A 12294-nucleotide genomic window follows, 5' to 3' on the forward strand; every position below is an offset into this window, starting at 1 on the left:
TAGCGTTCTTCACTGGGCAAGCCCCAACATAACCAAAACGCCACCCAAAAAGACCAGCCAAAAGACAGCACTAGAATCCCGCAGCGGGAGAGATGATAAAAGTGCGCGGCCAGATGATTGCACCACGCCTATATGCTGCTGCCCTCGCACGACCAAGCGTTTTATAGGCCATAAACGCAGCGGGGGAGCCTGCATACCTACCGCTAATACGTCCATCCTAATACGCGACTGCCACGTCTTAACATGCCCGCGTGAGAGGCCCCACCACACCACAAATACTACCAGCCAGAAAAGAGGGAGGGCTATCATGCTCCCATCTCCACCGGGGAGGCGATAAAACCACGCCCCTCTATGACCTGCTGCACCGGGCATCCATTGCGTCACAAACCCACATAGGGATGGTAAAAGAGCCGCTATGATAAGGCCTATCCCCCATTCCACCCGCTTACATGGTTGAATAGAGGCAGCCTCACGGAGGCTAACCATACCATCCCCTAATGATAAGCCCATCACCATAATGGCTAGAATACACCCTATCACTGCCCAGCCTTCGGTTCCTCCGCTCAAACCCAATGCGGTATGCAACCCCATCCACCCAACAACAAAGCCCGGCAAGGGTGGGGCGGGGATGCTCAAACACACAGCAAATGGCCAAATAGCCGCGATAGTTTGGCAAGTTACATCCAACAGCAAGGCGCAAAATGCTGTTTCTACCCCTATTGATAGGCCTTGCTGGCGGGAGATTTCCATAAGACCTAAAAGCATTAACGGCCGCAGCAAACGACAAGAGCGTAACAAAACCTCCCAATCGCGCCCTAATTCTACTAAAAGGCCTATCGCTACGAGGGCAACGCTCCCACCCAGCCATAATAATGGATGGGCTAATGCGCCCCCGTGACCCAACCCTATAAGCAGCACTATCGCTACAACCTGCCCTACCCGGCTCATCTGCGCTTGGCCTGCCGCCCAAAGGCACAAGGCCATCAACCCCAGTCCGCCTAGCCCGGTTGGAGAGAGACCATACCCTAATAACGCAGGTACCCCCCATATAGGGCGAAAAGCCGCCCCGCCGCCAAAAAAGAGCAGGGCTAGAGCCACCAAACACGCCGCAGCCCCCGCATGCCCAACCACCCCCAAAGCGGCAAAGGCCATGAGGAACCCCGCCATATGGCAGCCCCCTTGCCGCCATGTAACAACAGGAACAGACCGCCATAACCCACGGACAAACACGCGCACAGCCCCATCACCACAAAGCAATAGGGCTAATAATGCCAGCAAGCAGAGCAAAAAGGGATCATGAAACGGCATAGACTATTCTACCCCTTCTTCGCCCAACCTTTGGCCTGCTGCTGCCAATAGGTCATGCCGTAACCGGCTTGTTTCAGGCTTTTCCACCGCTGGCGTGCTTGCTGAACCGCTTGCTCATCACGACCATCAAAGAGGTCGAACACACGTTGAAAACCTACCAAATCGCCATCCCACGCCCCGTTGAGCCGAAAGAGGAACGTCCCTTCATTCGGTCGCTCGTCAGACTCTGTAAGCCAGATGGGTTGGCGATGTGCCTGGCCTGTTTTTGCATAACCATGCGGGAGCCACATCAAGGGAGGGACTTTCCACAACACTTCATCCAAGGCCTTAACCTGAGCGGCATCCTCACAGCGCACAACCGCCCGCGCCCCGCTCTCTAAGGTGCGTTCCAACAAAGCAGGTAAGGCTTCCTCCAAAGTGGTGCGGGTAAGGTGGTAGAACCCGACCATCGCACGCTCTGACGGTGCGCTCTCACCCATCCCCTCCGCCTGATGCTCCATAACGCGTCCCTTACCTTATGGCGCCATATCGCTATAAAGCTGAACAAAGCGGTCCAACAGACGCACCCCAAAGCCGCTCGCCCCCTTAGGGGTTAAGGCTGTTGCTTTTTCAGCCCATGCCGTACCGGCAATATCCAGATGCGCCCAAGGGGTCTCACCGACAAAGCGTTTGAGGAACTCTGCTGCCAAACTAGAGCTACCCGGCCGGCCACCGATATTCTTCATATCGGCAATGTCGGAATCAATACGCCGGTTATAAGCAGGCCCCATCGGCATACGCCATAAAGCCTCTCCTGTTTCATCCCCTGCTTTTGTTAAAGCCTGAGCAAGCTGGTCATTATTGCTAAATAAGCCGGCAATATCATTCCCCAACGCTACAACGATGGCCCCGGTTAGGGTCGCGAGATTCACCATCAGCGCAGGCTTATAAGTTTGGCGCGTATAAAAGAGGAGGTCTGCTAAAACAAGGCGGCCTTCTGCATCCGTATTCAGCACCTCAATGGTCTGGCCACTATGGCTTTTAACAATATCACCCGGACGTTGCGCCGCACCGGAGAGCATATTCTCCACCAGCCCAACAACCCCAATGGCATTCACTGCGGCCTTACGGCGGGCTAATGCGCTCATCACACCCACAACGGCAGCAGCCCCGCCCATATCCATCTTCATCTCATCCATCCCCGCTGCGGGCTTGATGGAAATACCGCCAGAATCAAATGTCACGCCCTTACCGATAAAAGCCAGCGGTGCCGTCTCTGCTTTAGCGGCCCCCTGATAGCGCATAATCACCGTAAAGGGCGGTTGCTCACTGCCTTGTGCTACACCCAGCAAAGCCCCAAAGCCGAGGGATTCCATCTGCGCGCGGTCCAACACTTCAATCTCCAAACCAAGGGCGGAGAGCTCCTGAATCCGGTCCTTAAACACGGCCGGCGTTAAACGATTTGCAGGCTCATTAACGAGGTCACGCGTAAGGAACACACTTTCCCCTAAGCCTTCCAGCTCGGCCCAACGTGCCTCAAGCTCCTTTATCGCCCCTGTGGAGGGCACAACGATGTGAAGTACCTTAAGGCTTTGCGGTTTTTGGCTCACTGTTTTGTAACGGTCGAACCGATACCCCCCCAAACGGGCACCTAAAGCAAGCTCCGCAGCAAGAGGGGCTTGCTCCGCCTCGACCAACAAGCTGGCCTTATCCGCTTTAATTTTACTATGGGCTAAAAGACGCAGCGCATTGCCGCCTGCCAACTGCATCGCCTGCGCTGTTGTTTGAGGCTCATCATCACACGGGGCACAACCGATGAGATGGAATTGCGCTATCGAGTCTTCTGGGGCGATGAGGCTAACACTCTCCCCCACCTTCCCCGCAAATGCCCGCAAAGAGGCCGCTCGCGCTAAAGCCCCGCCTAACATCTTATCATAATGCTGAAATAACGCGCCCTTGGTAAACTCTGCCCCATGGCACAATAACAACGCAGAAAGACCGGCTTTATCCTGCCCTTGTCGCTTTGTGGTGAAAGAAATAGTAAACATCATACCCCTACCTGAATCATTATCTCTCAAAACTGGCCCGCCTGCCCCCTATGAGACTAGGACGAAGACCCTTATTCCCCTCTTATATCAGAGAAGAGGAGAAGTGACGAATGAGCAATAATACGCTACTATCACCCACATGAACGCTTCCTCCGCCCCTGTCCCGCAAGATTATGACCTCTTAAACCTCGCCCTAGAGGTCATTGATGAAGCCGCCGCGATTGTGCGTGATGTCCGCGCACGTGGCTTTCAGACCGATATAAAAGAGGATTCCTCCCCTGTAACAGAGGCTGATAAAGCCTCCGAGGCGCATATTCTCAAACGGTTGCGGGATGCCTGCCCCACCATCCCCGCTATTGCTGAAGAAGAACATGCCGCAGGCATCCATATCCAACCAGGCAACAGCTATTGGTTGATAGACCCGCTAGATGGCACGCGCGGATTTGCCGCTGGGGGCCATGATTTTACCATCAATATCGGGTTGATTCGCGACCATCAGCCCATTCTTGGGGCGGTTGCCCTGCCTGCTCAATATGGGATTTACGGTGGGGGCAGAGGCTTAGGGGCTTTTCAACTTATTGGAAAGCAACGCCACCCCATCAGGACGGCCCCAGTGGGGAAAGAAGGCTTACGCGTTATGGCCTCCTCCCACCATACATCAGAAGACCTATTGCGGAAATGGTCGGATGGCCGTCACATTCATTGCATCACACGGTTAGGCTCTGCGGCAAAAATCATCCATATTGCCGAGGGGAAAGCGGATTTCTACCCCCGGTTTGGCCCTACGATGGAATGGGACACCGCTGCCCCGCACGCGATTTTAGAAGCTGCGGGCGGTCATTTATTGGATGAAACAGGCCAACCCCTCCGCTATGGGAAGAAAGGATGGTTGAACCCACCCTTCTTCTGTACAGGCTATACCCCACATTAATCCCCGCCCTTTCTTACATCTTGGTACCACATATTATGCCTATGCCTCACGCCCCCTCCCGCACGACAGAACGGCTCGACCATGATTATGACGGCATCCGCCGTGCTGCCCGCTTGTTACAACAAGGGGGGCTTGTCGCCTTCGGGACGGAGACCGTCTATGGGCTGGGTGGGCTTGCGACCTCCCCTCATACGGTAGAGCGCATCTTCCAAGCCAAGGGCAGGCCAAGCTCTAACCCGCTTATCTGCCATTTTGCCACTGCTGATGCCGCATTTGCAGAGATTGATGAGACAGCCCCTCTTTATGAAATGGCTCGCTCACTCGCCAAAGCCTTCTGGCCCGGCCCGCTAACCCTCATCCTCCCCCGCCATGCAGAAAGCCGCATCTGCCCTGCTGCCACAGCGGGCTTAAAGACTCTGGCCATTCGTGTTCCTAAAGGCCGTGCGGTGGAGGAGCTACTCCAGCATGTTGGGCAGCCTATCGCTGCACCCTCTGCCAATCGCTCTGGTAGAGTGAGCCCTTCCCAAGCATCGCATGTTTTGGAAGAGCTGGATGGCCGGATTGATGCTGTTTTGGATACTGGCCCTTGCGCTGTGGGGGTAGAAAGCACCGTGCTAGACCTTACCGGCACACAACCCATTCTCCGCCGCCCCGGTGGCATCACCTTAGAAGCTTTAGAGGGCCTTTGTGGCCCAATTAACGTAGCGGACCATATGAGCGCGCACAGCCAGCCCAACGCGCCGGGGCAAGCAGCGTCCCATTATGCCCCCTCTTTACCAGTCCGCCTAAATGCAACGCATCTCTCCCCGGGTGAGGCCTTTCTTACCTTTGGCGACTATATAGCCGAGGGAGCCGCCCCAGCTCTTAACGTCAATCTCAGCTTAGAAGGTAATGTGGAAGAAGCCGCTCACCGTCTCTTTGCAGCCTTACGGCAGATAGATCGTTCTGCTGCACGCCATAACCTCACGGCCATCGCTGTAGCTCCCCTGCCGCATGATGGGTTAGGCCGTGCTTTGCAGGATAGGCTTAAACGTGCTGCGGCCCCGCGCCCTGCCTAAAACATGGCCCTACAGCACACTCCACCCCCCCTATTTCGCCATGTTACATCCTTAGCGTTATTGGACCGCTACATCCTCCATCATCTCCTCATGGGGCTTATTGCCCTCACGGGCGGGGCCACAGCTTTAATCTGGCTAACACAATCGCTCCATTTTATCGGTATGGTGGTGCAACATGGGCTTTCCCTACTCGCCTTTTTGCATCTCACCCTCCTAATGGTGCCTTCCTTCATCAGTGTCATTCTCCCCGTCACGACATTTCTTATCACCTTATGGTTCTACCATCGGCTCGCAGGAGACCGGGAACTCACCGTCTTGCAGGCTATGGGCCTCTCCCCCCTCCGCCTCGCCCGGCCGGGACTAATTGGGGCGGGGCTGGCCTGCCTCACCGGGTACGGGCTTAGCCTTTGGGCCGCACCGCTCGCTTATCATCACTTCCACCGCTATGAGCTAGAAATCCGCAATCGCGCAGCAGCTTTCTTGCTGGAGGAAGGCGTCTTTACCCCCATAAGTAAGGGGATGACCGTATATATCCATGAACGCCGCAGCGATGATAGCTTTGACGGCATTATGATTGAGGATGACCGTAACCCCGCTTATCCCGTCACTATTCTCGCTGAAGATGGCCTGACCACACCACAAGGCGACCTTTTGCGCTTAGTCCTTCATAATGGGTCTCGCCATACGCTAAACCGCCATACAGGCCAGATCAGCACACTTTATTTCCAGCTCGAAACAGTCGATATTGGGTCTGCTCATCATCAAACCTTTGCCCCTGATGTCGCAGAGCTTCCCCTCTCGGCTCTCTTTTTCCCACAAGGTAATCTCTCCCGCCATAGCCGTAATAAATTGCTCATTGAGGGTTGGACGCGCCTGACAAACCCGCTCGCTTGCCTCTCTTATGCTATGATAGCCCTCCTCTGCGTCTTACAAAGCCGCTTCAGCCGTCATGCGACATTCCTTCGTCCCACGCTCGCTGTCCTCATTGTGATGTTATTGATGATTCTCTCCCTCATCCTAAAACATCTTGCAGAGGGAAATCCTGCTTTTGTGCCTCTTTTATGGGCTGAGGTTCTACTCCCTAGCCTCATGGGCGGGGGAAGCCTCTTATGGGCGAGTATGCGCCATAAAACCCCATCCACCTCCATGGCTAGGTAGGGCATTTTATGGTTCATACTGGCTTTTCCACCACATTAGCCCGTTATGTAGGGCGGGCATTTACCCTCACCACAATACTGACCCTATGCGCCCTCACCGGACTCATTTCCCTCTTTGATTTTATCGACCTCCTCCGCCGCGCCGCGGCCCACCCAGAGGCGGGCATACAACCTGTTCTACACATCGCCGCACTTCACATCCCTTATTACAGCCTCTACATCCTTCCCTTTGCCGTTTTATTGGGCGGGATGATCTGCTTCTCTCGCCTGGCGCGCTCCTCCGAGCTTGTGGTAACCCGTGCCGCTGGCCTCTCCGTATGGCAACTTCTCCTCAGCCCGAGCTTGTGTGCAGCCCTTTTAGGGGCCTTTATGAGTGCTGCTTTGTCGCCCCTATCCTCCGCAAGCTACCGCCATGCTGTCGCATTAGAGGCCCAGTGGCTACAAGGCCCTACCCCCCAGCCACGCACGCTCTTTACCGATTTATGGCTTCGCAGTAGCGATAATATTCCCGGCCTTGGGGGGGATATTATCTTCCATATCGGGACACTCCACCAACAAAATACTGTGTTGATAGCGCAACAGTTGACCATCTTCCGACTAGACCGCGCTATGAATCTTTTAGAACGGATTGAAGCCCCAGAAGGCACTCTCTCCCATGGGTATTGGAACATCCATAACGCGCTTACCCTCTCTAATACGCGCATGCCTCATACACCACATGACCTTACTTTACCGTCTGATTTTACACCAAAAATCCTCAATCGGCGGGCTATCCCTGCCGATACACTCTCACTTTGGGCCCTGCCTCATATCATTAAATTGTTGCATCATTCCGGTTTTTCTACGATACCCTATCAACTCCACTTTCAAGGGCTTTTAGCCCTTCCCATGCTTGCGGTTACTATGGTGCTCGTTGCGGCCGGTTTTTCCATTCGTCCGGCAGGGCGTGGTGGCATTGCGCGGATGCTCGGCATTGGTGTAACAGCAGGCTTTACTTTGTTCGCGGTCTCTAAAATCGCTGAGCAACTGGGAAAATCTGGTGCTTTACCCCCGTTGCCTGCTGCTTGGGCACCAGCAGGTATCGGGTTATGTCTCGCGGCGGCCTTGTTGTTGCATTTGGAGGATGGCTAATGCCACTGTCTGCTGACTTTCCGTTACGCGCTGGGCCATTACAGGCTAAGCCACACCGTGTTGGAAAGCCCTGGTCGCTGCTAAGCCAAGCCCTCGCCGGGAGTGCGCTAGGGGCCTTTTTGCAAATTGTTCCCGCCACAGCCGCTCCTACAACCATCCCCGCGCAGCAGCCCCCACAAGATACACAAAAGACTCCCTCTAACGCGCCAAAACCACCTGCTAATGCTCGCCCTCTCCCCGCAGGTACACCGCCCAACCTATCCTCCAATGGCGGCGTGTCAGACTCTGAGCCTGTTACTTACCTCGCCAACCATGAGAGCTATGATAAAACAGGCCTTCTTGTCTTAAAAGGCAATGTCCGTATTTGGCAGGGTGGCCAAGCTATGCGGGCTGATAAGGTTATTTACGACCGCGCTGCTGGTACAATCACAGCACTTCATCATGTCGCGCTCACCCAACCAGATGGCACAATTGCTTATACAGAGCGGGCCGAGTTCTCCCACGGAATGAAGGATGGTGTTAGCACGGCCTCTTATGCCCGTATGAAAAATAATGTCAAAATATCCAGCAGCGGGACGCGGCGTAACAATGGCCGCGTGACAGATTTCTCCAACGCTGTTTATACAGCCTGCCCTGTTTGCGCACAGCATCCCGAGCGAGCACCTTTTTGGTCCATAACGGCGCGTAATGCGACACAAGATAAAGATAATCAAAATCTTGAGTTTAATCATGCGTGGTTACGTATCTTAGGGGTGCCTGTCGCCTATTTCCCCTACTTGCCGATTACTGACCCCAGCTCAAAACGTCATAGTGGGTTTCTTAATTTCTATGCGAAACCCCATGACCATTATCTTGGTACGGTCTTTAGCATCCCTTATTTTTGGGTAATTGATGGCCATCAAGACGCTACTTTTACGCCCCTTGTAGGGACAAAATCCGGACCTCAATTAACAGTTAATTACCGCAATCGCTTCAATAACGGTTATTTAAACCTCACCGGTGCTGTCGCTTACGACTCACTACGTAACCAACCTTTCTATAATGCCTTTGGTGAGCCCAGCTATGGTGGGAAGGAGCATGGTGCCCAAGCCTATATTGCAGGCCGAGGCGAATTTAACCTCTCACCTCATTGGCGCGTTGGGTTTAATGCTAACCGTACAACAGCAGCAAACTATATGCGTGACTATAGTGTGCCGGGATATGGTAGTGATGCGCTCAATACCAATGCCTATTTAGAGGGCTTTGGTGTTGGCTCCTACCTACGCTTAGATACCCAGATTTATCAGGGTCTTAACCAAGGTATTATTAACAATAAGGACCTCCCCTACTCCCTCCCTCGTTTTACATATGACTTCCAAGGTGAGCCAGATGCTTTAGGCGGGCGTCTCACAGTCCATACGACCGATTTTGTCATTCTGCGCGATCGCGGTGCAAATGACCAACGCGGGGAGCTTGCCTTCCAATGGGATCGCCCTTGGACCAATAATTGGGGCCAGCAATGGGTTTTAACCGCCCGTGTTGATTCTATGGTGTATCATGCCACGCGTATGCATGAGCAACCTCTCTATGAGAAATCTGGATCGCATGTAAGTGGGCAAGTCCAACCAACCCTTGCATTAAAGATGAACTGGCCTTTCCTCCGCAGCTTTGCCAAAGGCCATGCCACGCAGATTTTTGAGCCTATCATTCAGCTGATTGCTGCCCCCAACACAGGCAGTGCTCTGCATCGACAACTCCCTAATGAGGATAGCTTCGCTTACGAGTTTACTGATGCGACACTTTTCTCCCTCAATCGTTATATGGGGACGGACAGGCTTGATGGTGGCTTACGCGCCAATGTAGGCCTGCATCAAAATTGGAGCTGGAATGGCCGCTCAGTGGATGTTCTCATTGGGGAAAGCTTCATCCAGCATCCCAACCGTGGGGGGCCGGCTTATATGCGCTATTCCGGCGTTAATCATACATTCTCCGACCCTGTCGGCCGCATTCAGATGACGCCCTCTCGCTTTGTTGATGTCACAGCGCGCGGGCGCTTTAACCCTTATAGTAAACATTTTGACTATGGTGAGGGGCTCGTCTCGGCGGGGATACCCATCTTCCGTGTCATGGCAGGCTATGTGTATGAGCCTAGAACCCCTTATTACTATTACTATACCCCACGCACGAACCGCATGGACCAGTCTCGCGTTAACAACCCCTTCCTTGGTAAAGTCAGCGAGCTTACCGGCGGAGTGACTGGGCGATGGAAAGAATATTCCTTCGCTTATTACACGCGCCGTAGCATTGCCCGTAAGCAATTTGTGGCAAATGGGGGCACAGTTGGGTATTCTAATGAATGTTTCACCCTCAATGTTTACGCCTCACGTCAGAACACCTATATCGGCGGTCGGCGGCCTAACGTAACGGTTGGCTTCAGCGTCACGTTCAATTCTCTTGGTACCTTCGGAAACTAATCTGGTTATGGCTTTTTACTCTCGTCTCTCGCGCGTTGCACTATTTTCCCTAACAACATGCACCGCCCTTATGGTCGGAGGGCAGGCAATGGCGAAATCGCATATCCCAGCCGCCACCCCTCATGAACATGGAAAAGCAGCAAATACCCCCGCTACGGAAGACCAGATTATTATCATCGTGAATGGGCAAATCCTCACCCAACGCGATGTTGAAGACCGCGCTCGGCTTTTTGTCATCTCCACCGGTCTGACCCCTAATGCAGAAGTTATGGAGCGTCTACGTGGGCAGCTCATCCAGCAGCTCATTAACGAGCGGCTGAAAATGCAGGAAATCCTCCGCCGGCACATCAATGTCGAACCGGAGCAAATTGCCGAAGCCATCCGCACCATCGAGACACGCAATGGCATGCCAGAAAACGCCCTTCGCAACCGGCTTAAAGCTGATGGCGTATCTCTTACAACCTTAATCGACCAAATCCGCGTCCAAATTGGCTGGATGCAAGTACTGCGTGAGGAGCTCGGGACACGCAGCCGCGTTACACCACTGCAAATCACCCAGCGTGAAGAAGCTCTGCAACGCGAGGCTGGACGACCGCAATATCTCATCAGCGAGATCTTCGTCCCTGTGAATGACCCTCGCCATGACGCTACAGAGCTGGCCTTTACCCAAACTATCATCAATCAACTGCGTAATGGGGCTCCGTTTGCGATTGTAGCGGCGCAGTTCTCCCAAGACCAATCCGCCCTACAAGGCGGCTCTCGCGGTTGGATGCAGGAAGATAATATCGAGCCAGAAGTCCTCCCTATCGTTCAAAAAATGCCGGAGAATGCTATCTCTAACCCTATTAAAGTACCGGGGGGCTATGAGATTGTGACTGTTCTGGACCGCCGGACGATTGGTAAGCAAATGGGCACAATCCTCAATATGCGGCAGGCCTTCTTCCCCTTCAGCACTCAGCTAGACCCCTCCAACCCCACGGACCAACAAAAACTCGCTTTGCAGAAAGCGATTCATGAATCACAGACCATCAAAACATGCGAGGAGATGGAGGCTCTCAACACCTCATTGGGCAATAGCCGCCCTAGCAATCCGGGTTTACAAGTTGAGGAGCGTCTCGCCCCCCAAATGAAGGCTGTTGTTGATAAAATCGCCACGGGCCATTCATCCCACCCTCTTGTCGCCCCAGATGGCATTGCTTTGCTCATGGTCTGCTCTCGCGAGCAACGCAACCTTGCCCAGCAAACTCCTGGTCAAATTGCGGACCAGTTGATGAATGAGCGTGTTGAGCAAGCCTCCCAGCAGCTCCAACGCGCATTACGCCGGACAGCTATCATCAAAATCCGCCCGGCGGCTAAAACTGTCCTCGCTCCTTGATGGCAGTACCAACCGCGCTCCCTTCCTTACGCGAGAGCATCCGCCATCATGGGTTGGATGCTCTTAAATCGCTAGGGCAACATTTTTTGCTCGACCCGACCCTTTGTATGCGTATTGCGGCTTTGGGGGGTAACCTCGCCAAAACGCATGTTATAGAGGTAGGCCCCGGCCCCGGTGGGCTGACCCGTGCGTTGCTAGACTCCAACGCACAAAGTGTTCATGCTGTAGAGATTGACCGCCGCGCTTGGCCTCTCCTTGAGGAACTACAGGCCCATTATCCTGAGCAGCTACATATTGTCCGGCAAGATGCCCTAAAGCTAGATGCTACCCAGCTTACCCCCGCACCACGGCAAATTATCGCTAACTTACCCTATAATGTCGCCACACCCCTTTTGGTAAATTGGCTACGCCAAGCCGCGCAATGGTCACGCATGGTCTTGATGTTCCAAAAAGAGGTCGCAGAGCGCATTTGCGCCGCGCCGGGCAGTGCCGCTTATGGGCGGTTAGCCGTACTCGCCCAATGGTGCGCAGAATGTTCCATCGCGCTGACATTGCCGCCGGGGGCCTTCTCCCCTCCGCCAAAGGTTCATTCTGCTGTGGTCCTCATCATCCCCCATGCTGAGCAGCCCGCACCCGCCCTCTTTAAAGCCATGGAGCAAGTAACGGCTGCTGCCTTCGGCCAACGGCGCAAAATGCTACGGGCGGCTCTCAAACCCATCAAAGGGAGCATCTTGCTAGAAGAAGCAGGCATCGACCCAACACGCCGGGCCGAAACCCTCACCATTGCCGAGTTTGACACACTCGCCCGCTGCCATTTACGCCAGCAACAAGGCCCCTCCTAAACCGGAGGGCAC

At 54.1% G+C, this 12294-nt stretch carries 10 protein-coding genes; 7 read left to right on the forward strand and 3 right to left on the reverse strand.

Annotated features, from left to right (window positions below):
* Nucleotides 1–9: 9 nt before the first annotated feature.
* From GM557_RS06550 to GM557_RS06560, 3 genes are read right to left on the reverse strand one after another with little or no spacing between them, the layout of a single operon-like run.
* Nucleotides 10–1308 (reverse strand): hypothetical protein, encoded by a 1299-nt coding sequence (locus GM557_RS06550; RefSeq protein ID WP_155573595.1) that lies wholly within the window; start codon nt 1306–1308, stop codon nt 10–12.
* Nucleotides 1309–1316: 8 nt separating this feature from the next.
* Nucleotides 1317–1808 carry a DNA polymerase III subunit chi gene (locus tag GM557_RS06555; protein ID WP_230880634.1) on the reverse strand — a complete coding sequence of 164 codons (492 nt, stop codon included), beginning with the start codon at nt 1806–1808 and terminating at the stop codon, nt 1317–1319.
* A gap of 15 nt (nt 1809–1823) precedes the next feature.
* On the reverse strand, nt 1824–3335 hold the full coding sequence (locus GM557_RS06560; protein ID WP_155573732.1) for a leucyl aminopeptidase: 1512 nt from the start codon (nt 3333–3335) through the stop codon (nt 1824–1826).
* A 139-nt stretch (nt 3336–3474) separates the two neighbouring features.
* On the opposite strand from GM557_RS06560, the gene GM557_RS06565 reads away from it, so the two are divergent.
* Genes GM557_RS06565 through rsmA form a run of 7 tightly spaced genes read left to right on the forward strand, consistent with a single transcriptional unit; the run spans nt 3475 to nt 12282 of the window.
* Nucleotides 3475–4266 carry a 3'(2'),5'-bisphosphate nucleotidase CysQ gene (locus tag GM557_RS06565; protein WP_155573596.1) on the forward strand — a complete coding sequence of 264 codons (792 nt, stop codon included), beginning with the start codon at nt 3475–3477 and terminating at the stop codon, nt 4264–4266.
* Between the two features lie 35 nt (nt 4267–4301).
* Nucleotides 4302–5324: an L-threonylcarbamoyladenylate synthase gene (locus tag GM557_RS06570; RefSeq protein WP_230880635.1), complete on the forward strand. Its 1023-nt coding sequence runs from the start codon at nt 4302–4304 to the stop codon at nt 5322–5324.
* A 3-nt stretch (nt 5325–5327) separates the two neighbouring features.
* Entirely contained in the window at nt 5328–6482 is a 1155-nt protein-coding gene (locus GM557_RS06575) for an LptF/LptG family permease (RefSeq protein WP_155573597.1), read from the forward strand.
* A gap of 8 nt (nt 6483–6490) precedes the next feature.
* Nucleotides 6491–7612 carry an LPS export ABC transporter permease LptG gene (gene lptG, locus GM557_RS06580; RefSeq protein ID WP_155573598.1) on the forward strand — a complete coding sequence of 374 codons (1122 nt, stop codon included), beginning with the start codon at nt 6491–6493 and terminating at the stop codon, nt 7610–7612.
* Nucleotides 7612–10065 (forward strand): LPS-assembly protein LptD, encoded by a 2454-nt coding sequence (locus GM557_RS06585; RefSeq protein ID WP_155573599.1) that lies wholly within the window; start codon nt 7612–7614, stop codon nt 10063–10065. The genes lptG and GM557_RS06585 overlap by 1 nt, the downstream gene beginning before the upstream one ends.
* A 7-nt stretch (nt 10066–10072) precedes the next feature.
* Nucleotides 10073–11440 carry a peptidylprolyl isomerase gene (locus GM557_RS06590; protein ID WP_230880636.1) on the forward strand — a complete coding sequence of 456 codons (1368 nt, stop codon included), beginning with the start codon at nt 10073–10075 and terminating at the stop codon, nt 11438–11440.
* Complete coding sequence (gene rsmA, locus GM557_RS06595; protein WP_155573600.1) at nt 11440–12282, forward strand: 16S rRNA (adenine(1518)-N(6)/adenine(1519)-N(6))-dimethyltransferase RsmA; 843 nt, start codon at nt 11440–11442, stop codon at nt 12280–12282. The genes GM557_RS06590 and rsmA overlap by 1 nt, the downstream gene beginning before the upstream one ends.
* Nucleotides 12283–12294 lie beyond the last annotated feature (12 nt).

It is taken from the genome of Bombella sp. ESL0385, from assembly GCF_009725755.1.
GTDB classification, from domain to species: Bacteria; Pseudomonadota; Alphaproteobacteria; order Acetobacterales; family Acetobacteraceae; genus Bombella; species Bombella pollinis.

Excerpts from the sequence above, each read along its gene's own strand:
- GM557_RS06570 (WP_230880635.1), top strand. The coding sequence starts at position 4,302 with ATGCCTATGCCTCACGCCCCCTCCCGCACGACAGAACGGCTCGACCAT.
- lptG (WP_155573598.1), top strand. The coding sequence starts at position 6,491 with ATGGTTCATACTGGCTTTTCCACCACATTAGCCCGTTATGTAGGGCGG.
- GM557_RS06590 (WP_230880636.1), top strand. The coding sequence starts at position 10,073 with ATGGCTTTTTACTCTCGTCTCTCGCGCGTTGCACTATTTTCCCTAACA.
- GM557_RS06550 (WP_155573595.1), bottom strand. The coding sequence starts at position 1,308 with ATGCCGTTTCATGATCCCTTTTTGCTCTGCTTGCTGGCATTATTAGCC.
- GM557_RS06560 (WP_155573732.1), bottom strand. The coding sequence starts at position 3,335 with ATGTTTACTATTTCTTTCACCACAAAGCGACAAGGGCAGGATAAAGCC.
- GM557_RS06575 (WP_155573597.1), top strand. The coding sequence starts at position 5,328 with ATGGCCCTACAGCACACTCCACCCCCCCTATTTCGCCATGTTACATCC.
- GM557_RS06585 (WP_155573599.1), top strand. The coding sequence starts at position 7,612 with ATGCCACTGTCTGCTGACTTTCCGTTACGCGCTGGGCCATTACAGGCT.
- GM557_RS06565 (WP_155573596.1), top strand. The coding sequence starts at position 3,475 with ATGAACGCTTCCTCCGCCCCTGTCCCGCAAGATTATGACCTCTTAAAC.
- GM557_RS06555 (WP_230880634.1), bottom strand. The coding sequence starts at position 1,808 with ATGGAGCATCAGGCGGAGGGGATGGGTGAGAGCGCACCGTCAGAGCGT.
- rsmA (WP_155573600.1), top strand. The coding sequence starts at position 11,440 with ATGGCAGTACCAACCGCGCTCCCTTCCTTACGCGAGAGCATCCGCCAT.